This is a genomic window from Trinickia sp. HAY1-2D (genome assembly GCF_056754935.1).
On record NZ_JBPGWX010000001.1, the window covers coordinates 930718 to 953954 of the forward strand.

At 62.0% G+C, this 23237-nt stretch carries 17 protein-coding genes; 12 read left to right on the forward strand and 5 right to left on the reverse strand.

Annotation, left to right across the window (positions count from 1 at the left end; translation table 11 throughout):
• Positions 1–58 precede the first annotated feature (58 nt).
• Positions 59–1456 (reverse strand): ATP-dependent RNA helicase DbpA, encoded by a 1398-nt coding sequence (dbpA, locus tag ACR9ZC_RS04105; RefSeq protein ID WP_481579232.1) that lies wholly within the window; start codon positions 1454–1456, stop codon positions 59–61.
• A 150-nt stretch (positions 1457–1606) separates the two neighbouring features.
• On the reverse strand, positions 1607–4519 hold the full coding sequence (locus tag ACR9ZC_RS04110; RefSeq protein ID WP_481579233.1) for a hypothetical protein: 2913 nt from the start codon (positions 4517–4519) through the stop codon (positions 1607–1609).
• 524 nt (positions 4520–5043) lie between these two features.
• Here ACR9ZC_RS04110 and ACR9ZC_RS04115 point away from each other — a divergent pair.
• Positions 5044–5901: a class I SAM-dependent methyltransferase gene (locus ACR9ZC_RS04115; RefSeq protein WP_481579234.1), complete on the forward strand. Its 858-nt coding sequence runs from the start codon at positions 5044–5046 to the stop codon at positions 5899–5901.
• 13 nt (positions 5902–5914) lie between these two features.
• On the opposite strand, the gene ACR9ZC_RS04120 is transcribed toward ACR9ZC_RS04115, so the two are convergent.
• Positions 5915–6814 carry a DMT family transporter gene (locus tag ACR9ZC_RS04120; protein ID WP_331572891.1) on the reverse strand — a complete coding sequence of 300 codons (900 nt, stop codon included), beginning with the start codon at positions 6812–6814 and terminating at the stop codon, positions 5915–5917.
• Between the two features lie 204 nt (positions 6815–7018).
• Between ACR9ZC_RS04120 and ACR9ZC_RS04125 the strand changes: the two genes are divergently transcribed.
• From ACR9ZC_RS04125 to ACR9ZC_RS04140, 4 genes are read left to right on the forward strand one after another with little or no spacing between them, the layout of a single operon-like run.
• Positions 7019–8071, forward strand: a complete 1053-nt coding sequence (locus ACR9ZC_RS04125; RefSeq protein WP_481579235.1) for an NADP(H)-dependent aldo-keto reductase — start codon at positions 7019–7021, stop codon at positions 8069–8071.
• A 47-nt stretch (positions 8072–8118) separates the two neighbouring features.
• Positions 8119–9096 (forward strand): quinoprotein relay system zinc metallohydrolase 2, encoded by a 978-nt coding sequence (locus ACR9ZC_RS04130; RefSeq protein ID WP_481579236.1) that lies wholly within the window; start codon positions 8119–8121, stop codon positions 9094–9096.
• Positions 9097–9127: 31 nt separating this feature from the next.
• Positions 9128–10012, forward strand: a complete 885-nt coding sequence (locus ACR9ZC_RS04135; protein WP_440559119.1) for a quinoprotein dehydrogenase-associated SoxYZ-like carrier — start codon at positions 9128–9130, stop codon at positions 10010–10012.
• A 2-nt stretch (positions 10013–10014) separates the two neighbouring features.
• Positions 10015–11115 carry an MBL fold metallo-hydrolase gene (locus tag ACR9ZC_RS04140; RefSeq protein WP_481579237.1) on the forward strand — a complete coding sequence of 367 codons (1101 nt, stop codon included), beginning with the start codon at positions 10015–10017 and terminating at the stop codon, positions 11113–11115.
• A gap of 35 nt (positions 11116–11150) precedes the next feature.
• Here the strand turns inward: ACR9ZC_RS04140 and ACR9ZC_RS04145 are convergent, their stop codons facing one another.
• Positions 11151–11708 carry a hypothetical protein gene (locus tag ACR9ZC_RS04145; RefSeq protein WP_440559121.1) on the reverse strand — a complete coding sequence of 186 codons (558 nt, stop codon included), beginning with the start codon at positions 11706–11708 and terminating at the stop codon, positions 11151–11153.
• Positions 11709–12114: 406 nt separating this feature from the next.
• Here ACR9ZC_RS04145 and ACR9ZC_RS04150 point away from each other — a divergent pair, with 406 nt between their 5' ends.
• Positions 12115–12804 carry a leucine-rich repeat domain-containing protein gene (locus tag ACR9ZC_RS04150; RefSeq protein WP_481579238.1) on the forward strand — a complete coding sequence of 230 codons (690 nt, stop codon included), beginning with the start codon at positions 12115–12117 and terminating at the stop codon, positions 12802–12804.
• Here the strand turns inward: ACR9ZC_RS04150 and ACR9ZC_RS04155 are convergent.
• A complete protein-coding gene (locus tag ACR9ZC_RS04155) occupies positions 12801–13478 on the reverse strand; it encodes an HAD family hydrolase (RefSeq protein ID WP_481579239.1) in 678 nt (225 codons plus the stop codon). The genes ACR9ZC_RS04150 and ACR9ZC_RS04155 overlap by 4 nt on opposite strands.
• Positions 13479–13787: 309 nt before the next feature.
• Between ACR9ZC_RS04155 and ACR9ZC_RS04160 the strand changes: the two genes are divergently transcribed.
• The 6 genes from ACR9ZC_RS04160 to ACR9ZC_RS04185 all read left to right on the forward strand — a co-directional run bounded on the left by ACR9ZC_RS04160 (position 13788) and on the right by ACR9ZC_RS04185 (position 23188).
• Complete coding sequence (locus ACR9ZC_RS04160; RefSeq protein ID WP_481579240.1) at positions 13788–15134, forward strand: MFS transporter; 1347 nt, start codon at positions 13788–13790, stop codon at positions 15132–15134.
• 36 nt (positions 15135–15170) lie between these two features.
• On the forward strand, positions 15171–17003 hold the full coding sequence (locus tag ACR9ZC_RS04165) for an ATP-binding protein (protein ID WP_481579241.1): 1833 nt from the start codon (positions 15171–15173) through the stop codon (positions 17001–17003).
• On the forward strand, positions 17000–18337 hold the full coding sequence (locus ACR9ZC_RS04170) for a sigma-54-dependent transcriptional regulator (protein ID WP_481579242.1): 1338 nt from the start codon (positions 17000–17002) through the stop codon (positions 18335–18337). The genes ACR9ZC_RS04165 and ACR9ZC_RS04170 overlap by 4 nt, the downstream gene beginning before the upstream one ends.
• A 181-nt stretch (positions 18338–18518) precedes the next feature.
• Positions 18519–19790, forward strand: a complete 1272-nt coding sequence (locus tag ACR9ZC_RS04175) for a hypothetical protein (protein ID WP_481579243.1) — start codon at positions 18519–18521, stop codon at positions 19788–19790.
• Between the two features lie 78 nt (positions 19791–19868).
• The gene (locus tag ACR9ZC_RS04180; RefSeq protein ID WP_481579244.1) at positions 19869–22013 is read left to right on the forward strand and encodes a LodA/GoxA family CTQ-dependent oxidase; all 2145 of its coding nucleotides are present in this window, start codon (positions 19869–19871) and stop codon (positions 22011–22013) included.
• A gap of 83 nt (positions 22014–22096) precedes the next feature.
• Positions 22097–23188 (forward strand): tryptophan 7-halogenase, encoded by a 1092-nt coding sequence (locus ACR9ZC_RS04185; RefSeq protein ID WP_481579716.1) that lies wholly within the window; start codon positions 22097–22099, stop codon positions 23186–23188.
• The last annotated feature ends 49 nt before the right edge of the window (positions 23189–23237 follow it).

Sequence of the window (23237 nt, forward strand, 5' to 3'; positions counted from 1 at the left end):
GGAAGCAGCGACGTCACTGGGCGTGCACTGAGAACGCGTCACCACCGCGTTGGGCAGGCTATTCGTCCATCAAACGGACCTTCACCTTCTTCCCTTTCACCTTGCCCGCGCCGAGCTTGTGCAACGCATCGCGCGCAACGCCGCGTTCGATCGCCACGTATGTCGAAAACTCGGTCACATTGATCTTGCCGATCTGCTCGGCGCGAAAACCTGCTTCGCCGGTGAGCGCACCCAGCACGTCGCCGGGCCGAATCTTCTCCTTGCGGCCACCGAGGATTTGCAGCGTTTCCATCGGCGGTAACAACGGCGCGGTGCTTGCGGGTGTCAGCTCCGCAAGCGGGTGCCATTCCACTTCGCGCATTTGCGCCTGTTCTAGGTTTCCGACGCGCCCCATCTCGTCCATGCTCGCGAGACTCAGCGCCCAGCCGTCCTTGTCCGCCCGGCCCGTGCGGCCGATTCGATGCACGTGCACTTCGGGATCGGGTGTCACGTCGACATTGATGACCGCTTCGAGATCCGCGATGTCGAGACCACGCGCGGCGACGTCGGTGGCGACGAGCACCGAGCAGCTACGATTCGCGAATTGGATCAGCACCTGATCGCGTTCGCGCTGCTCGAGTTCGCCGTGCAACGCCAATGCATGAAAGCCCTGTGCACGCAGCACGTCGAGCAGATCCCGGCATTGTTGCTTCGTGTTGCAAAACGCAAGCGTGCTCACAGGCCGGAAGTGGTTCAACAGCATGCCGACCGCATGCAGCCGCTGATCCTCGGTCACTTCGTAAAAGCGCTGGCGAATCTTGCTGTCATCGTGACGCTCTTCGAGCACCACTTTTTTTGGGTCACGCAGGAACTGCTGGCTCAGCTTGCCGATGCCTTCCGGGTACGTCGCCGAAAACAGCAGCGTCTGGCGCTGCGCCGGACATCGACGCGCCACCGTCGCGATATCGTCGAAGAAACCCATGTCGAGCATGCGGTCTGCTTCGTCGAGTACGAGCGTATTCAACGTATCGAGCGTCAGACTGCCTCGCTCGAGATGATCGATGATGCGCCCGGGTGTGCCGACGACGATATGCGCGCCATGTTCGAGGCTTGTCGTTTGCGGACGCATCGGTGTGCCGCCGCTCAACGTCAGCACCTTGATGTTCTCCTCGGCTCGCGCAAGACGCCGGATTTCGCGCGTGACCTGGTCGGCCAGTTCCCGAGTCGGACATAGCACCATCGCCTGGACCCCCGAACGGCGTACATCGAGCCGCGCGAGCAGCGCGAGCGCAAACGCCGCGGTCTTGCCGCTTCCGGTCTTCGCTTGCGCGATCAGGTCTTGTCCCGCGAGCGCAATCGGCAGGCTCGCGGCTTGGATCGGCGTCATGTCGACATAGCCGAGTTGGGCAAGATTGGCGAGCGTGGCGGGCGCAAGCGGAAGGTCGCCGAAGTGTGAGGCTATCGATTTATTTATCATGTCGTGGCGCGGGAAACAGCTTGCGCAGCAAGGCTTGCGGCGATACCTGGCTTCGGGTCGAAGCCAGTACGCACACGGGAATCCGCGGGCGTCGTCGGCACCAGCACTGGCCGCATAGGAGGCGCCATTGTCTCCTATCGGCGTCTCGGATCAAAGCCCCAATATGTCCGCGACATCCTCCTCGAGCCCCTCGCCCGCCCTGCTCGTGACTTCGTGGATGCCCAGGCCGCGCAAAACTTCGCGTCCAGCTTCGTACCGCTCGTCAGGCCGCGCGTCGGACGGTGCATAGAATTCGATGAATGGATCGTAAAGCTTCTGGCCGCGTGACATGGGGGCGTTGAGTAGCATAAATGTCCGTTTGCGCATCAGCGGATCAGCTGCACCGATCTCGATACCCGCTTCTTCCGCCTTTTGCACCGCAGCGTTCACCGCGGCCACGAATGCCAGTTCCTGAAGCGTGCCGTCACCGCCCTTATCGACGAAACCGAAATCCGCCGGCGTCACGATTTGCTTCATTCGCATCACGATGTCGGAAGCGATATGCCCGATATGGAGCCATGACGGCAACCGTCCGTCCTCGTTTTCGAGCTTGATGACCATCGGTGTACTCACGCCCAACAGGCGCTGGTCCGCGTCGCGGGATCGCACCGTATCCACAAAGGTCTTTGCGGCGTGAAGCATCATCGCCTTGGAGCCTGCGCCGTAAGCCATGTCGAAACCGTTTTCCGCCATGAAACGCCCGATGGCCTGGGAGCCGCGGAGCAGTTCGTCGTTGACCGACTTGGCCGAACTGAAAAAGGCCCCCAGCGGTGGGCGCTCCACCCTCCCCTCCATGAGCTCGGCCTCAGGGTCGAACAGATCGAACGGGTCGATCCGTGACGCGGGCACACGCCGGTATTCTTCCCAGTGCTTCCGGACACGCGCCAAAGCATGCGTGCGATCGGTGTACACACTCGACAACAAGCTCGGTTTCTCGGCCAGGCCGTTTCCGTAGACTACCCGGGACTGGCGTCGCAGAATCTCGAGCTTGGGGTCGCCGCCATTGAGCAGCACGAGCATACGCTTGCGATCGGGATGCTCGTGCTTTGCAACATGAGCCGAAAAGTATGCGTACGCAGCTTTCGAAAGATCGAGCACGTCATCGGTTGTGTGTGCGAGAACGAGTGCATCGTTTCCGTACATCCGCCACTCGATTTCATGAGGATCGAAAAACGCCTGCGCAGCGGACAAAGCGGCTGAAGACGCCAATTCCGGTGGCTCGGACGATTTGATCAACGCTGGTGTTTGCAACGGCAACGACTTTGCCTCGGCGCGCACCGTTCGTTGCAATTGCTGACCGAAGATGGTCGCTTTTTCGTCTCCGAACGTATGAACTCTGTAGTCGTGAACGAGCGGCCTGTCTCCCGTATCGACAAACTGCACGCCGGAGGCCACCATCGCCGCCTTCACTTTCATCCAGGGCAGATCCTCCACGTATCGGCCGTCAATACCAAGTTCGATGCGCTCCTCGACAGATCGATTGTCGATGCCGACTTCGTCCTCGGGCACGCACCACGAGAACGAATCGTTTTGATCCACATGCTCAGGGGGCCTCCTTAGCGCGTACGTGGTACTGCCCGAGAAATTGCGCACGACAGGCTTCGCCTCGCGAGCGCTTTGCGCATCGCGACCCAGGTCGACTTGTACCAGTGTCGCCGCGCATACGCTGCGAATGCGACGCTTGAGCCGGACGCCCGGGTTGGCCTTTTCGTACGCGTCATACGCCTCGTCGATCAGTTCGATTGCCGCGTGGACACCGCCGAACTTGTTGAAGAACCATGTCGTTTCCGCGCCCGGCATCGATTGCAGTTTGGGATCGTGGCCGCCTACCTTGTCCTCTACTTCCTCGAAGAACTTCTCCAACATGTCCGCCGGGAAGTATGGCCCGATCAGATGCCAGTCCGGGCACTCGATGCCGCGATCGTCTGTGATGAAAGTCAGCTTGTCGCCGCGATCGGCATCGATGCCAAGCCCCTTCAGGCGCGCGAGGAACTCCTCGCGCGTCACGGTCGGATGTTCGCCCGTCAAGGCGTGATAGATCGTCCGGTAGAACGACTCCGCCTTACCGGATCGTCCGTCGAGCGCGGGAGACCGGCCGCCGGAATTGGCCTCGTAGGCGTGGTAGCGCTCACTAGGCTCGCCCAATGGAAGATCCGTCTGGATCAGAGAAAGCAACTGAGTAACCTCTTTGCCGAACGCTCCTTCCCAATGAGCGAGCTTGTGCTGCTGAGCGCTGCCAAAGAAAGGGTGACTGACGATGATTTTTTCACCTGCCGACTCTGCCGACGGGAGGGCGCCGGGCTGCGCATTTTTCGCTTTCGTCGCCTCACCTGGCGCGCGCGATACCGGAACCTGCTTCAGCGAATCGGCAAATACGACTCTCGCTCGGGGCGAGCCGTCGCGCGTGGTGCCGACGATTTTTTCGAGCGCTTGCCGATAGTACTCGCGCACCGGTGCGTTGCTTGGCGCAGCGTTGCCCGGCGGCAAGCCAAAGAGTCCCAACAACAGGGGCCGATAAAATCCGTAGTTGGTGACGACCAATTCCTTGGGCAGCCTGTCGGCCGACTGTTCATCCGCCATACCGGCCCGCAACTGCCGCACCACCTCGAGGAACTGTTGCGCCGCATGCGGACCGCCTTCCGGCAGCACGAATACATCCGCATCAGCGTAGCGGGCGAACCGCTGTTCGTGCTCGCGTGGATTCTCGTTCGTGCCGAGTATCGTTACGCGAGGGACGCCGATGAAGTGCGTGCGCGCAGCGCTGAGGGCGCGCACCGCATCGCCCGACAACGCGACGCCGGCCGTATGGATGTGATCCGTGCGGGGCTTGCCGGCCTGGTTGACGTATTCCGCGCCGTGCTGGGTCACGAAGTCGAACCGCTTCATGTTCTCCAACTGCCTCGGCACCCACGATTCAGATGCATCGAGAAACGGCTTGCGGATCACATAGGGATTGCTGAGCATGTCGAAAATCTTCGCGGCCCGCCCGATCGCGCTTTCGGCATGGCTGATAGCCGCGTTCAATTCCAGGTTCGGCCGAGACACTGCACGCGGCCCAATGGAAGGCAACCCTCTCAATTGCCCCGACGCCACACGCCGACGCAACGCTGCGCCTTGGAGATAATCGAGCCCGCCCTCTGGCGGCTGATTTCTGCTATGCGCCGGTTCCAAAGGCCGGCCCGCAAGCGCGTCTCGTCCTGCCCCGGCACCCCTGGTGGTCATGTCGTTCACTCGTTCACCTTTTAAGAAAGCGTTGCGCCATGCGCACGGTTGCGCGCGACGCGCATTGTCACGGAATGACCGCACCAGCCGTTACGCGCACAACGAAGTGACAAGCGACGATCCGAATCGATTGATGCAACGCATCAATCGATTCAGGGACGGCTCCATTTCGACGTCTTTTCGGGTATTCCGCCCAGGCGGATGCGCTCGACCCACGCGGGATGCCGAGTTCGAAGACCTCCCATGCGCCGAGCGGATAAACTCGTCGGCACCCGTGGATCGCTACTCACGCTCACTCACTCTTGAACTCGATAGGGAAATGAGCCATGCCTGACAAACCATCCGCCACCCCCGACAGCACGGCCGTGCGCGTTGCGCTTTGGCGAGCCCTGCACGCCGAGGTCGATGCCCCGCCGCACGTGCTGGAAGACACGATCGGTCTGCAGATCGCCGCCCCCGACGAGGACTGGCGCGCGCGACCCGATATGCATCCGGAAGGCACAAGCGGCTATCGCGCATCCATCGTCGCGCGCGCCCGCTTCGTCGAAGACGAACTCGCCGAGGCGCTCGCACGCGGCGTAACGCAATATGTCATCCTCGGCGCCGGCATCGATACGTTCGCGCAACGCCGGCCCGAGCTTGCTGAGCGGATGCGCATCTACGAGGTGGACCAACCGGGCCCGCAAGCATGGAAGCAGCAACGTCTGGGCGAGATGGGTCTGGCTATTCCAGACGGGCTGAAGTTCGTACCCGTCGATTTCGAAGCGGGCGATTCGTGGTGGGAAAAGCTGGTCGCGGGCGGCTTCGATACGGCGCGCCCGGCCATGGTCGCGTCGACCGGCGTCTCGATGTATCTGACGCGCGAGGCCGTGGCGGCCACGCTGCGTCAGATCGCAACGCTCGCATCCGGCTCGACGCTCGCCATGACATTTCTGGTGCCGCTGGAGCTGATCGATGTCGAGGAGCGGGCGCAGCATCAGGCGGTGTACGATCGGGCGCGCGCAGCCGGGACGCCGTTCCTGAGCTTTTTCGCTCCCGATGAAATGCTGAAACTCGCGCTTGAAGCCGGCTTCAGGCAAGCGCGGCATGTGTCGACAGCCGATCTCATCGATCGATACTTTGCCGATCGAACCGATGGCTTGCGACCGTCGAGCGGCGAATCGATTCTCGTCGCCGGGACCTGACGAACGGTGGCCTTCAGCGTCGCGAGGCCACGACGATTCCGCCGACGATCAACGCGAAGGCTTCACCGTGATAGAGCTGCGGCCACTCGCCGAGAAACGCCGCGGACATCAGCGCAGCAAAAAGCGGCGCGAGATTGGCGAAAAAGCCGGCAATATTCGGTCCGACACGCTGAACGCCGAGCCCCCAGCAACAATAGGCGAGGATGGCCGGTCCCAGGCCGACATAGAGCAGCGCCGTAACCAAGGGCCAGCCCCAGACGATATGCGCACCGGTCAACGCCCATTCGCCGGCCGAAAAAACCCCGGACCAAAGCAAACCGAACGCGATTTGCGCCACCAGAAACGCCGACCAGTCGTTGCGCCATCGAGCGGGCTCGCGTGTACGCATGAGCAGCCAGCTGTATAGCGCCCAGCCGAACGCCGCCACGAGCATATAGAGATCGCCCGCCACGAGATGAAACTGGGCCAGCGCGGTCCAATGCCCCCGGCACAGCACCAGCAAAACGCCGGCAATCGAGAGCGCGGTGCCAACCCATTGCCGCCCGGTAATTTGCTGCCCGAAGAAAAGCCGTCCCACACAGAGCATCCAGATGGGAATGCTCGCGGCCATCAGCGTCACGTTCAACGGCGTTGAAGTCTTCAGTGCAAGGTATTGCAACGCGTTATAACAACCGACGCCGAACAGGCCGAGCAGCGCAAACCGGCGCCAGTGCGCCCACAATCCGCTCGATGGGTGCAGCACACGGCCCGCGAACGGCGCGAGAAAGACAAAGGCTACGAGCCACCGCAAAAAGTTGAGCGTAAGCGGCGGTACGAGCCCACCGACCATCCGGCCGACGACGGCATTGCCCGCCCATAGAAAAGGCGGCACGGTAAGCAGCAAGGCGGTGCCCGGTGTTAAGCGCTGTTGCATGGAATGCGCACTTATGTGCGTTCTCGCGTGAGAGGTGGGGGACATCGGCAATTCGTGCAGATCATAGCGAGATTGCCGTAGCCGACGCGGACTATCCCTCATAGACGCAAGGTCTTGGCTACGGTGCTCGGGACTCATCGCCTGCACGATCAACGCCGTCATGGTAGTTTCGCGTCTTTATTCGACAACGAATGGATCGGATCGATGGAATACCGCAAACTCGGCGACTCGGACGTCAAAGTCAGCGCAATTGGCCTCGGCACGATGACTTGGGGCGAGCAGAACACGGAAAGCGAAGCACACGCGCAGATCGACTACGCACTCGATCAAGGCGTAAATCTGATCGATACCGCGGAGATGTACCCAGTTCCGCCTAAAGCCGATACGCAGGGTTCGACCGAACGCTATATCGGCTCTTGGCTGGCGAAGCACCCCGGCGCACGCGAGAAAATCGTGCTCGCGACGAAAATCGCGGGCCCGGCGCGTCAGCCGCACAACCCGCGTCACATTCGCGGCGAACAGAACCAGTTCGATCGGGCGAATCTCACCGAGGCACTGAACGGCAGCCTCGAACGTCTACATACGGACTATATCGATCTATACCAATTGCACTGGCCGGATCGCAGCACCATGACGTTCGGAAGGCCAACCTATCCATGGGTCGACGACGAATACACTGTGCCGATCGAGGAAACGCTGAGCGTACTCGCCGAATTCGTGAAAGCGGGCAAGATCCGTCACATCGGTGTATCGAACGAGACTCCGTGGGGCGTCTCGCAGTTCCTGCGCGCCGCCGAACGCCTCGGTTTGCCGCGCATCGTCAGCATTCAAAATCCTTACAGTTTATTGAACCGGACATTCGAAACCGGACTGTCCGAGTTCAGCCATCGCGAACGGATCGGCTTGCTCGCTTATTCGCCCCTTGCATTCGGTTGGTTATCGGGAAAATACGAACGCGGGGCGCGGCCGGCCGGAGCGCGCATCACGCTTTACGAGCGTTTCCAGCGGTACAGTAAGCCGCAAGCGATCCAGGCGACGAGCGCTTATGTTGCGCTGGCCCGACGCTACGGCCTCTCGCCCGCGCAATTCGCGCTGGCATTCGTGAATTCCCGGCCGTTCGTGACGAGCAACCTGATTGGCGCAACTTCGCTCGAACAATTGCGCGAGAATATTGCGAGTATCGACGTGACGCTGCCCGAGGCGGCGTTCGCCGAAATCGATGCGCTTTACGAGGCGCAGCCCAACCCGGCGCCCTGAGCTGGGGGCGGCGCTCCTCGCGCGTCCTTGGGAATCCTCACGAATCCATGCGTCTTTCGCGACATTGGCGTCTTCCGAGCGGTGCGCTTGCCCCGGCGATCGGCGCCGCGCTCGCATGGGTCGTGACGTTCTCGCCGGGATATGCCGCGGCGCCCTCACCGGCCGCGCCGCTCAGCGTGAAAGAGCTGGCGCCGGGACTCTACGCGCACCGCGGACATGACGACGTGGCCACGCCTCGAAACGGCGGCGATATTGCCAATATCGGCTTCGTCATCGGCACGCGTTGCGTCGCAGTGATCGACACGGGCGGCACACTGGCCGAAGGGCGCGCACTGCGGGCGGCCATCCGCCGCGCCACGCCGCTGCCGGTTTGCTATGTGATCAACACACATATGCATCCCGACCACATCTTCGGAAACGCCGCATTCCTCGACGATCACCCGCAGTTCGTCGGCAGCGACAAGCTCCCGGAAGCCGAGCTCTCGCATTCGCAAAGCTATCTGCACGTGCTCACGCGCGAACTCGGCAGCGTTGCCGCGGGCAGCCGGGTGATCCCGCCGACGCTGCTCGTTCACGGCACGCTCGATCTGGACCTGGGTTCCCGGGTGCTGACGCTGCAAACCTGGAAAACAGCACATACGAACAGCGATCTGACCGTCTACGATAAAAGCAGCGGGACACTGTGGCTCGCCGATCTACTCTTCGCGGGCTGCCTGCCGGTGGTGGACGGCAGCGTAGCGGGTTGGCTCGACGATCTCGCCGCAATCCGCGCTTTGCCGGGAGTCCGGCGCGCGGTGCCGGGCCACGGTCCGCTAGATGCGCCCTGGCCCCAGGCACTCGACGCCGAGCGCGGCTATCTCGAGCGACTCGCCAACGACGTGCGCGCGGCCATTCGCGCGGGCCGGACGATGCGGCAGGCCATCGACACGATCGGTGCGAACGAACGCCCGCAATGGAAGTTGTTCGATGTCTATCAACGCCGCAACGTCACGACGGCGTATGCTGAGCTCGAGTGGGAGCCCTAGCTGCCTAGCTGCCTAGCTGTGGAGGCGACACATGAAGACCGAATCTATTCGTCGGGCAATTGCGGCCGCGGCGTTCGCCGTGGGCGCGATAGGCTCGCTCGTCGCAGCGCCCGGTGCCCGGGGCGCGACACCGTCGGCCGATGACGACCCGAACAAGGTAGCCAGTTGGGTCGATTTCCGCGACGGCACCTTCAAAGACCGCCAGATCGATCCGCACGGGGAGGCGGTCATCAAGCTCGATGCACCCGCCCGCGCGGCGGACGCCGCGATCGTGCCCATCTCCATCACGGCGCAGTTTCCTCAAACGCCGGCGCGCTACATTCGGCGGATCTACCTGTTCATCGATCAGAACCCCGAGCCCTACGCGGGCTGGTTCGAATTCACGCCCGAATCGGGGCGCGCGAGTATCGAAACGCGCGTACGCGTGGAGGACTACACGTTCATGCGCGCGATTGCCGAGACCAACGACGGCCACCTCTATAGCGCGATCCGCTTCATCAAGGCATCGGGAGGCTGCTCGGCTCCCGTCGGCAAAGATGACGAAGCGGCGCTCGCAAACATCGGAAAGATGCGTCTGCGCGCGCAAGGGAGTGCCGCCGCGGGCCAACCGCAGCTTGCGCAGTTGATGATCAGCCATCCGAACCGCACCGGCATGGCGATGAACCAGATCACTCGGCAATATGCATCGGCGTATTTCGTCCGCAAGATCGAGGTCTCCTACGGGGGCAAACCGGTGATGACCGCAAACGTCAACTTCTCGATCAGCGAGAATCCGAATTTCCGCTTCTACTTCCTGTCGCGCACGCCCGGCGAATTGAAAGCGACGGTCCGCGATTCACAGGAGCACGTGTTCGAAGCCACCATCCCGGTGCCGGCCAAGAACGCGAGTGCCGAGCCGGCGCCCGCGCGGATGTGACGATGGGGGAAACGCCGCTATCGCGCACACGCGGCGCGCGGGTCGGGTTGCTCGGAAAAACCGCCGCGCGCGCGCTGCGCGTGAGCGTTGCGATGGTATGGGTGACGAGCGTCAGCATCATGGCGCTACCCGTCGCGGCCGCAACGCCCACCGCAAAAATCAGCACGGCGAGCCCAGAGCAGACGATCAGCGCGGCGTCTGGGGCGGCGGCCGCCGTCGATCGCGAGCCAGAAGTCGCGAACGAGCGCGACATTCCCCGCCCCGTGCAAATCGCGCCGGGCGTTTATGCCATGCTGGGCAGCGGGGACGCCGTCGCGCCCCGCAATCACGGAATCGTCGCAAACAACGGATTCGTCGTTGGCAAGCGCGGCGTGGTCGTGATCGACACAGGCGCGTCCTATCGCTACGGCCGTGCCATGATCGAAGCGATTCGCAGGGTCACACCGCTGCCGATCCAACTCGTCGTCATTACGCATCAGGCGCCGGAGTTCGTATTCGGCGCGGCGGCTTTTCGCGACGCGGGTGTGCCCATCCTTGCGCATCGCCGTACTGCCGAACTGATCGCCGCCCGCTGCTCCATTTGTCTGGCGAACCTGCGCCGCACGCTGGGCGAGGAGGAAATGAGCGGTTCGCGCGTGACTGTTCCCGACCGCACAGTCGAGGCGACCACGCGCATCGACGCGGGCGATCGGCAACTGGATCTGCTGTATTTCGGTACGGCCGCAACACCTGGGGACCTCGCGGTTCGCGATGCGCAGACCGGGGTCTTGTTCGCCGGCGCGCTCGTGAGCGTGGGCCGCATTCCCGAGTTGCGCAACGAATCCATTCCTGGGTGGCTGGCAGCGCTCGACCGGATTCATACGCTCGATGTCAACGAGGTCGTACCGGGCTTCGGTCCGGTCGTGAAACCTGACCGGATCGATTCGGTCGGACAATATTTGAGAGAGCTCGATCGAGGCGTACATCAGGCCTATGGCGCTGGCGTTGGGCTGACGGATGCGCGGACGCAAGTGCAAACGCCGAACTTTCGTCATTGGAAGCTGTATTCGGCCGCGCACCCCCAAAACGTGCAACGCGTTTATCTGCAATTGGAACCGCGCTGACGGATGGCGATGATGTCTTGCCCGCTTCGTGTTGCCTAATGACCGCGAATGATGTCCGAACGCGAAGTCGTATAAACGACGCCTTCGGCGTTGAAATGGACGTTGAAGTAGGCCTCGCCCGCGGGCGGCCCTTCATTCCATTTCCAGCTCCAGACCGTCTCGGGCTTGAGTCGATAAACGGCGACCTCGCCGGGCTTGCCGAGCAATCGACGCACCTCGTCCTCGGTCATGCCTTGCCGGACCTTCGCGAAGTTCTCCGCGCTCAGCACCTGCGTGACGGCGCGTAGCTTGCCTTGCGGGTCGATGTCCACCATATACGTCGTCACGCCCTGCGGGCCGCGCGGATATTCGAGCCGCTTCGAACCGTCGGTGAAGGTGCGCTCGGTTTCGGGTTGGCCCATTTGATCGCGAATCTGCGCTTCGGTCGTAACGCCCGGCGTCAATCCTCTCAGCAATAGCGCATCGGGCTTGATTGCGTTGAGAAAAGCCTTGAATTTTTGCATGGCATGTTCGCTGTCCTGTTGATCGCAGCCGGCCAGCAGCACTGCGACGCCGACAGAAGCGACGGTCATCAGCCGGAAGACGAATTTCATTTTGCGCAGAAGTCCCGCGGAGTCATGGAGTTCCATCGTACCCCAAAGCCTCCCATGAGCCGCTCGGGAAGTCGGGCACGAGGGCGTGATGCCCGCGCCGCGTTACCTCGAACACGCCGTCGCTGCGCGCAGCGCTTTGCCGCTTCGCACGTGCACGCACCGGGGCCGCGAACCATCCTACCATTGGCCCATTCGAGCCACCCCGCCCAAAAACCAGATGCCAATATCGATCGACGGAAGCAACTTTCCTCCGCGCCAGGAGCCAAGTACGGCGCATGGCGAAACGCCGGCCGCGGTATCGTCCCCTACCGTCCGCGCGTTGGACCGCCATGGCGATGCGCCGAGCAGACTTTCCGCTGGCCGTGACAGTGGCGCCCCCCGCATCGATGGTGAAACGCCGGGTGCGATGGCTACCACGCGCTTTGCGCATGCAAAGAACGCGGACGGCGTACGCGCGCCAGACACGTCATCGTCAGCAGCGCCCCTCGTAATACGCGACGGCGCCGCGCTCAAGCGGCTCGGCGAGCGGTACGACGGCACGGAGGCGCTGCCGCTGAAACTCGAAGGCTATTTTGGACCCGGCGAGTTGCAATACCTGCCGGAATGGGTCGGCGCGCTCGATCTCTCCGAATGCCGGGGGCTCAGGCACGCCGACCTCGAAGGTTTGTCGTCGTTGCGGCTCACTACGCTCGATGTGAGCGGACACCCGATCGGCCAATGGAAGGCCGCGCCAACGCTTGCGCAACTTGGCACTTTGACATCGCTGACAGCGTGCGGCTGCGGTCTCGACGATGCCGGCGTGAAATCTCTCGCCTCGCTGCCCGCGCTGACGTCGGCCATGCTGGGGAACAATCGCATTGGCTATGAAGGGATCGCGACGATCTTCGAGAGCGACACGCTTCGGCGCATCGACGTCAGTCGTAACGAGTTCGGCACTCTGGGCGCGTTGTCAATCGCCCGAGACTCCACGTCGCGCGAGTGGGTCGACGTGTCCGGCAACCATATCGGAATCATTGGAGAACAGGCGCTTCGCGAACGCCAGGCAAATAGCGGCGTCTCGATTATCGGTATCGGCGAACATCCAAAACGCGCCTAAGCGGCGACGCTCGCTCGCGACCCGAACCAGGCAGGCACGTGCGCGAGCGCGTCGTCGAGCTGGACGAGCACATGCAGACTCAGCGCCGCGATTTCATCGGTTGGCGCTTTGAGATCCGGCACGGCGACGACTGCCATGCCAGCATCGACCGCCGCTCGGATGCCGTTCTCGCTGTCCTCGAACGCAAGACAATGAGCGGCCGGGGCACCCAGGCGCTCGGCCGCGAGCCGATAAACCGCGGGATCGGGCTTACCGCGGGCGACTTCGTCGCCACCCGCTATCGCGCGAAAGAACGGCAGCACGCCGACGCGCCTCAAGCGCAATTCGATCTCCTCCCGCCCGGAGGAAGAGGCCACGGCACAGGGAATGCCCGCGCGGGCGAGCGAGGCGAGCAAGTCGCCGGCGCCCGATTTCAACGGAAACAACGGCCCTGCCTGCGAATCCGTCAATTGCGCGCGCACGCGAGCGCGCGCCTCGCTGAAAACGGCCTCGCTGCCCAGCATCTCGGCCAGCATGACGTGACACTCGCGCAACGATCGCCCAATGATCCGAACATAGTCGCTCGGCAGCAGCGTGATGCCCAACTCCCGCGCGACGGCAATCCAGGTATTCATGATCGTGCGCTCGGAATCGATGAGCAATCCATCCATATCGAAAACAGCAGCTGAAAACATCTATTCCGTCCGAGCGCATGCGTGAAGACGACGCACTATACCAAACCGTTGCCCTCGCCGCGCGAATCGCCTTGTCGTCAAGCCGGCGCCGGCGGCCGCGTTTCAATGCGGAATTCCGCACACGAGGAACGCTGAATTCCGACGCGTCGCACAGGGCGCCCGTCGCATCTAGCAGGCCACGCCAGCTTTTCTTTTAAAAACAAGGGCTTGTAACATGATCGGCGTGTAGCCGGAATTGGCATACCCATTGCGTTGCCAAGCGCCGTCGCTCCTTCCCGAGCGAATGGTTGACAACATTCCGGAGACACGATGAATCCTGTTCCTTCAAACGTGGCCGCGCCCACGCGCGCCGCCAGTACCGGCGAATTGCCGGTTTCCACCTCGAAAGACACGCGCTGGCGTCTGCGCTCGATCTTTTCCGGCTCGGTCGGCAACCTTATCGAATGGTACGACTGGTACGTGTATTCCGCGTTCGCGCTCTATTTCGCGAAGTCGTTTTTTCCGGCCGGCAACAGCACTGCCCAACTGCTCAATACGGCAGCGGTCTTTGCCGTCGGCTTTCTTGCCCGCCCGATCGGCGGCTGGTTGATGGGTATTTATGCCGACCGGCACGGGCGCCGCTCGGCCCTGCTCATCTCCGTGGTCATGATGTGCCTCGGTTCGCTCATCATCGCGCTGTGCCCGAGTTATCAAACCATCGGTGCGGCCGCTCCGGCACTGCTCGTGCTCGCGCGCCTGCTGCAGGGTCTCAGCATCGGCGGCGAATATGGCACGTCGGCCACTTATCTGAGCGAGGTCGCCACCGCAAAGCATCGCGGCTTTTACTCGAGCTTCCAGTACGTGACCTTGATCATGGGGCAACTCGTGGCGATCGTGCTTTTGATCGTCATGCAGCAATTCCTGCTGACGACGCAGCAACTCGAGTCGTGGGGCTGGCGCATCCCGTTTTTTGTCGGTGCGGCGTGCGCGCTCGTCGGCATGCGTTTGCGCGCAACGATGGAAGAAACGGGCGAATTCGAAAAAGCCCGTAAGGCGCGCAAAGCGCGCGGCTCGCTGGCCGAGTTGGCCAGGCATCCGCGTGCGGTGCTGACCGTCGTGGGGCTCACGATGGGCGGTACGGTCGCGTTCTACACCTACTCGATCTACATGCAGAAGTTTCTCGCGAACACCGTCGGCATGAGCAAGCTCGACGCAACGCTCGTTTCGGGTGCGTCGCTTGTGCTTTTCGCCGCGCTGCAGCCGCTCGTCGGGGCCATTTCGGACCGCATCGGCCGGCGCCCGATCCTCATCGCCTTCGGCATTTTCGGCACACTGTTTACCGTGCCGATCATGACGGCCATCAGTCATACTCACAGCGCGTGGACCGCCTTTTTCCTGATCGTGGCGGCACTCGTCATCGTGTCGGGCTACACCTCGATCAACGCAGTGGTGAAGGCCGAGCTTTTCCCGGCCGAAGTGCGTGCCTTGGGTGTGGGCCTTCCATATGCTGTTACCGTATCGATTTTCGGCGGTACCGCCGAGTACATTGCGTTGTGGCTCAAGCAGGCCGGACATGAGGAAATGTTCTATTGGTACGTCACGGGGGCGATCTTCTGTTCCCTGCTCGTCTATATCTTCTCGCGCGATTCGAAACGGCATTCGCGGATCGAGGACTGATCCCGGCGTGGCCGGCTGCGCGGCGGGACGCACGCGATGAAGCTGCGTTCCGCGCTGCGTCTACGGTATGTCGCGACCGGTGCCGGCGTTCTGGCATGCTGCGCGCTGATGGCCTGGTTCGCCTACGTGGGGGCCCTGCGCCACTATGAACGCGTCCGTGCCGCAGAGGTGGCGCAGCGCGCCTCGTTTTACGCGTTATCGCTCGAAGCGCAGCTTGCGCGCTACGAGTCGCTGCCGCGTATTGCCGCGCTGGCCCCGGTGCTGTCGCGGCTGCTGCGCAATCCGGGCGATGCCGCGGAGCAAGCGGCGGCCAATAGCTATCTGAAAGCGGTACAGATAAACGCACAGCTCGCCGCAGCCTATGTGATGGATACTCGCGGCAATACGCTTGCCGCGAGCAATTGGAACGAGCCCGGCAGTTTCGTCGGCAGGAACTACGCTTACCGGCCGTACTTCAGCGACGCCATCGCACACGGCGTCGGCCGCTTTTACGGTGTCGGCAACACCACGGGGGAAGCCGGCTACTTTCTGTCCGTGCCGATACGAGATCCCGAGCATCCGAATGCACCGCCCGTCGGCGTAGTGACGATCAAGGCGCCGCTCGCCAGCTATGAGGACGCACTGGCCAACAGCGGCGATATCGTCGTGCTTGCGGATCGCGACAACGTCGTATTTCTCGGTTCGGTACCCCAATGGCGTTATCGTGCGCTCGCCCCGCTTTCGGCCGAAGCTCGGGCACGTTTGCGTGCGACGCGGCAGTACGGGGACGCTGCGCTCGAGCCGCTCCCGGGCGATACGCGACATCGATACCGCGTGCATTATCGGCCGACGGGCTCGCTCGGCTGGCGCATCGCCATTCTCACGGCCCCCGCCGAAGATCGCCAGACGGCCGCGCTGGCGGCCATCGGTGCCGCCGCGGCCAGCGCGCTCGCCTTCGCGTTGGCCGCGGCGCTGTGGCTGCGACACACGCGCGAGCGCGAACGCGTGCGAGCCCGCCTTGCATTACAGGCGGCCCATCGCGATCTCGAAGCGCGCATCGCGGAGCGTACGGCCGAGCTGACGCAGGCCAACAGCGATCTCGCCCGCAAGGTGGAAGCGCTCGATGACGCGCGGCGGATACTGCGCGATACGCGCGATGCGGCGATCCAGGCCGGCAAGCTCGCCGCATTGGGGCAAATGGCGGCGGGCATCACGCATGAACTGAACCAGCCGTTGACGGCCCTGATGACGCTTTCGAACAACGCGGTCCGTCTCATCGAGCTTCAACGTATTCGCGAGCTGGCGCGCAATCTCGAGCTCATCGACGATCTCGCCGCGCGGATGGGAAAAATCGTGGCGCACGTCAAGGCATTCGCACGCAACGATGCGGTGGAGCGCGAACCGGTATCGATCAGCGAGACGATCAAGCAATCGCTCGCGCTCGTGCAGGCGCACCGCAAAGCAAACGACGTGACGATCCGCGTGGCGCACATTCCCGACGAAGCCATTGCATTGGCTAGCGCGATTCGCGCGGAGCAGGTGTTCGTCAACCTGCTCACCAATGCAATCGACGCGTGCGCCATGAGCGAAGATCGAAAGGAAGTCGTCATCGAAGCCGAGATGACGACCCGCACCGTGCGGGTGAGTTTCCGCGACAGCGGGCCCGGCATCGCGCCCGAAGCGTTGTCCAGACTGTTCGAACCGTTTTATACGACGAAGCAACCGGGCAAGGGGCTCGGGCTGGGACTGGCAATTTCGCAGGCCATCGTCGACGAATTCGGCGGCAGCCTCACCGCGGCCAACGTCGAAGCCGAGTCCGGCCGACGCTCGGGTGCGGTGTTCGTCGTCGAACTGCAACGCGCAACCGTTCAATCAGAGTCCATCAATTGAATTCAGTCGATTTTCAGAGCGACCACCCCGTGTATGTCGTGGAGGACGATCCCGCCGTACGGCTGGGATGCTCGCAAGCGCTCTCGCTCGCCGGCATTGCCGTGCGCGAATTCGAAGACGCGGAAAGCGCCTTCGCGGCACTGTCCCACGCGGTGCCCGCCGCAATTGTCAGCGATATCCGTCTGCCGGGCATCGACGGACTCACGCTTCTGGCGAGCGTCAAAGCGCGTGCGAAGGACGCGGATATCCCGATCATCCTCATCACCGGCCACGGCGACATCGCGATGGCGGTGACCGCCATGCGCGCCGGCGCCTACGATTTCATCGAGAAGCCGTTTCAGTCGGACCGTCTCGTCGAGTCGGTGCGCCGCGCGCTCGAGCATCGGCGGCTCGTCGTGGACAACCGCCACTTGCGGGCGCAACTGCGCGGCGAGCAGCTCATGCTGGGCCGCTCGCCGGCCATGCGTAATGTCCAGGCGATGATCGATGCCATTGGCCCCACACCGGCCGATGTGCTGATTCGGGGCGAAACGGGAACCGGCAAGGAGGTGCTCGCGAGAGCGTTGCACGCGTCCAGCCGCCGCAGCGGTCCCTTCGTCGCGCTCAATTGCGCCGCATTACCCGAGGCGCTCTTCGAAAGCGAAATCTTCGGCCATGAAGCCGGGGCATTCACGGGCGCGCAGCAAAAGCGGATCGGCAAGTTCGAGCACGCACACGGCGGCACGCTGTTTCTCGACGAGCTCGAAAGCCTTTCGCTGGCATTGCAGGCCAAGCTGCTGCGTGTCTTGCAGGAACGCAGCGTCGAGCGTCTTGGCAGCAACACGGCAATGTCCGTCGATGTGCGCGTCATCGCGGCCGTCAAGGAGGACCTCAAGCAGCTGGTCGAACGCCAGACGTTTCGGGCCGATCTCTATTACCGCCTCAACGTGGCGACGATCGATCTTCCACCGCTGCGGGAGCGGCGCGACGATATCCCCGAGCTCTTTGCGCATTTCGTCCGCGATGCCTGCGCACGTTATGGACGCGCCGAGCCGGCATGGACAGCCTCCGATATGGCGCGCTGGCAAGCCTACGATTGGCCCGGCAATGTCCGGGAGCTCAAGAACATCGCCGAGCGCTTCTCGCTCGGACTCGACGATGGCTTGCCGCAACCGGCGCACGATGCGGGTTCGCTCGAAGCTCGGATGGCGCGCGCCGAACGCGCATGCATCGAGGAGGCATTGCGAAGCGCCGACGGACAGGTGCTGCGAGCAGCAGAGCTGCTCGATGTGCCGCGTAAAACGCTCTATGACAAGATTGCCCGACATGGCATCGATGTGAACGCGTTTCGCTAAGCGTCTGCCGATCGCGCCGCGGACCTCGTCCGCTATCCCATAAATCCATCGATGCCCACCCGTCAACGGCGATAGGTGCCCCTCTCCGCCGACGACGCCTATGCTGAATCGACTCACTTGTCGACGGCGGCGTCGCGCACCTCATCCGCCGTCTGCTGCATCCACTGAGCGGAGAAGACGAATGATGAATCCAAGAATCTGGGTTGCCATCGCTGTCGCCGGATGCTGCGCGTGTCTCGGTCAGCCCGCGTCGGCGCAAGAATGCGAGGCCTCCGACACTTGGTTCGCGTCGACCGGCGTTCCAAAGCCGGACGATGCGCATCGAAGCACATTCCACTCGAACTGCGCGTTCCATCAATTCTCGTGGCAAGCGTTCCTATGGCTCACCGACGCCCTACAAAACGGCACACCGCGGTTCCAGAGCATGTTTTCGGATGCTTCAATCGATTCCAAGGTCAAGAATCCAACCGAACATGTGCTCGACGGCGTGCAGCAGGCCGATTCGCTCGGCATTCTGGTGGACCAGAATGGCCGAGCCGTCTATACCAACATGCTCATCAACGATGTTTATCGCCAGTTCGTCATCGACCGCCGACTGAACACGCGGGAAGGCATGAAAGAGGCCGCTGCCAACCTGGTCTTCCCGACCGGCACCATCTCGCTGAAAGCCGCCTGGAAAATCGTCGGCCCGAACGAAGACGTCAGCCGCTTCTATACCACCACTGCAAAGATTGCGTTGCTCTCGAAAGCGGGTAACACCGTGGATATCGACCCACAGCGCAAGCTCGAGACCGTAAAGGTCGCTCTGGTCGGCTTTCATATCGCGTGGGTGGTAGACGGCCATCCCGAAGCCATCTGGGCCACCTTCGAACAGGTCGATAACGCGCCGGATTTCAAGGAAAACCAGCAGATGTCGCAACCTGTCGCGAACAAGTCCTACACGTTTTACCGTGCCGGCACCCCTGCTCAGGATTGCAACGTCAACAATGCATCAGTGATCGAGCTCGATAAGTCGACGCAAAAGCTGACGCCCGTGACTCAGACTTGCCGGCAGTACCGGACCGGCGGGGGCGAAGAACTCAACGTCAAGAATATCGATTCGCTCAACAAGAGCGTTCGCGACCACCTCGCATCCAAGCAGTCAGTCTGGCGAAACTACGAAGAGGTGGGTGCCGTATGGATGGGAGAGGATCAGGCCTCGGCGAAACCATTTCATCCTGATTGGAGTCCGCAGATCGATAACTCGCAGATCAAGGGCTCCGATCAGCTCTCGAACTCGGTGATCGAGACGTTTACGCAGAACAAGGTTTCCAAAAATCAATGCTTCAGTTGCCACAACACGATGGCAGTCACGGATACACGCGACCAGCCGCTCGTATTGCCGGGCAAAGATATCAACACCAGTCATATCTTGCTGCGCAAATACATGAACAACCCCGTCATCAAGCGATAGCCGGCACACGACGCGGACATTCATTTCCGCGCGATACCGACATCCCGCACGTTCGCCGTCAAGATCAGGGAGCCCGCCATGTCGAAAACCAGCCTACGCATTCATCCCAGCATCGGATTCGCGCGGGTCGGCAGCAGTGAGGAGTACTACATCGGCCCGGAAACGTCCGCTGGCTTGCCCGTCGCCGGGCAAGAGGCCACGGGAGGACTTCCGATCAAGCCGGGTACGGAAGAAAACACCCCCATTACCAGTGCGGACCTTCGCGATCAGCACGGACGTCTCAAGCGCCAAGCCGCACGCTTCCGAATTTACCAGTACGACGATACCGGCTCCACCGGATATCCCTGTGGCGCAGGCACGGAGGTCGTCATCGGCTCGAGAGTCGATGGCAAGCTCGTGAAGGACATCGTTTGGACAGTGCATCTTGCCAACAAGAAAGCGAACTGCTGGCGGATCGAGGCAGCGCCGTGGCCCGGCGGCCTCGACGGCTATGAAGGCGATAAACAGCCACCGCTTCGCAATCCGAATTTTATGCGGGACCCTTCCGGCAAGCCGTCGGATCCTGGCGACGAGATCCGCCTGAGGCACCTGGTCATCGATGCCGGTCCTCGAGCGATTGCGGCATCGAAACAGGAGAAAGTTGCATTCGATAAGACCACGATGGCGAGCTACTGCAACGCCAAAGGCCAGCTGGTCGACTTACACCACTATCCGAAGTCGTTTCCGCCGTCCGATGGTACGGAGCCGGTTGCGTCGTCGGCCAGCCAGCCGATTACGAAGCTGGGAGAGATGACCACCGAGCCAAAGGGGCGTCTGCTTGTGCTGGGGGCTTACGGTCGCGCTTGCGGTTTCGATTCCAAGGGACATGCCAACCCGGATGCACCGTTGAACGAGGATGTCGATAACGACAATTGGTTCGACGACACCGCTGACGGCCCCGTTACCGCATGGCTCGTTTTGGACGATGGCAGCAAGCGTGAAGTGGACAGCGGTGCGTGGGTGGTGTCGACCGACCCGGCCTATGCGCCGCAGACGAGAAACGTCGTGACGCTGTGGGACGACATCCTGAACACATGGATCGAGAAGTTCCAACTCAGACCTGACATCTACAGAGATCTCGCCTACCAGACCGACTTCCATCCGTCGTTCGATGAGGACGTCTTCCCGATTCTTCGCGCGGCCTCATTGCAGATGTGGACCACGAACCTGCCGAAATCGGCGATCAGTAGCCATCGCAACCTCGACCAGCTCAAGGCGACGAAGCCTACGTTCAACATTCTGTCCTTCATTCGCGACCCAAAGTCTTCGACGCAGATAAAGACCGGCTCGCCGCTGATGCCGCTTTCCCTGGGCGATAACGGGAAAAGTTTCCTGACGCTCACCACGTCGCAGTATTTCTTCATCAAGCAGTGGACCGACGGCCGGTGCCAGCCGTCCGGGCGGCAGGCGCACCTCGGCCCGGGCGAAGCGCTCGATAAAGCCGTGCTTTCCAACTGTCTGGGTGGGCGTTTCAGCCCGGGAATCGACCTGACGTTTATCGTCCGGGATGCGAATCTGTACAAGGCGAACTGGCATGACCCGACGATCGGACCGTTTCGGATCAACATGCGCAAGCTCGACTACGAAACCGCCACCGCGGATAAGCCATTTCTCGGCATCGGTTATATACCGCGATCAACAAAAGAGAAATATCAGACGGTCGAGCCCGGAGATCTTTGCAAGTTCATGTCCATTCCATGGCATACGGACTACAACTCATGTGCGACGCATGTCCCCGACCCCAATCCGAACGGCCCGTTGACCGAGAGCAACGTATATGGAGGACGGGTCAATACGACCTTGTTCTGGTCCTGGCCAGCACAAAGACCGGTGGCGGTCTACACCTATGACGATCTTGCGGCGAACGGCGGTGAGCTGCCCGTTCAGCGTTATTCCGTTCGCGGCGAAGGCACGGCGGCCGTGTCCCATGCCGGATCCGACAAGTTCAATACGCCCGCCATGAACGTCGGGCGTTATCAGCAGCGCCGGGATATTCTCGTCAATTGGGACAAGATCGGCTTTGTCATACAGGGCGTCGCGATAGAGGGATATCACCCCAGCTATCCGCGAGACTACTATCTGGAGGTCCAAAGCCGCTTCAAGAAGGATCACAGCAATCTCGTCGAACCTTGGGCCAACACAGTGACCGATCCGGTCCATCCGCCGAGGAACCGCGATAGGTGAACACCCAATGCGAAGGGGCCCATGCCGCCCTCGTGGAGAATCGGCTTTCACCGGCACCCAGTCAATCGCACTATCGGGTCGCGGTGATAGGAGGCGGACCCGCCGGTAGCAGTTGCGCACTGGCGCTGGCAAACGCCGGCGTCAGCGATATCCTGGTCGTTGAAGCTTCTTCATACAGCGGATTCAAGGTGGGCGAAAGTATTCCACCCGAATCCCGGATGTTGCTCAGAAGCCTGAATATCGACGAGGCGTTTCTCACGCGGCATCATGAGCCGTGCTACGGCAGTTGTTCCTATTGGGGCAGCGACAAACGCGGCTACAACGATTTTCTTCTCAACCCCCATGGGCACGGATGGCATCTCGACCGAAGCCGGTTCGATGCCTTTCTCGCCGCGCAAGCGCACGCCGCCGGCGTGGAGTTACTGACCGGGAGTTCGCTGTCGGGATCCGAGCCGCTCGGTTCAACGGGACACATGTTGCACATTAAATGCCCCGGCGGCGTCCTCGCGCGCGTGCACGCGGATTTCGTTGTGGATGCAAGCGGTCGACGTTCCGTGTTTGCCCGACAACGCGGTGCCAGACAAATCAATTCAAATCCCCTCATCTGCTTTGCTGCGAGCTTGCGTCGCCACAACGTCGACGTAGCGTTTTCCAGGCTTACCCACCTCGAGGCTGTCGAGCAAGGTTGGTGGTATGTCGCGTCCGTACCAGGCAACGCGGTCGTCATCGCGTTCGCAACGAACGTCCAAATCGTGCGCACGAGGCAGTTGCAAAAAGCTGAGCGCTGGTACCGAATGCTGCGCGCTGCGCCTCATACATCGCAACTGATGGAGGGCACCGATCCGCGGGACGCGCAGGTTCGGTGTTATCCCGTGCCGTCGTACTGCCTGGACCGCCTATGCGGCGAACGGTGGCTCGCGATCGGCGATGCCGGGTCGGCCTACGATCCCATTACCGCTCAGGGAATCGTCAAATCTCTCTCAAATGGGATTCACGCGGCCCAGGCGATTCAGAGCCACATGAGTGGAACCTCCGATGCGCTCGAAGCGTTTGCGCAAATGGTCCGCGCACAGTACCGCCGATATCTGGACTTGCGACGCGATCTTTATTGCCTCGAGCAGCGTTGGCCGGCCTCGGAATTTTGGCAAAGGCAAATCACGCCGGCGAGCATGTAGCAAGGCTAAATCGTACAGTTAGCGCCGCTTAACCCTATGTCGTTTCTCG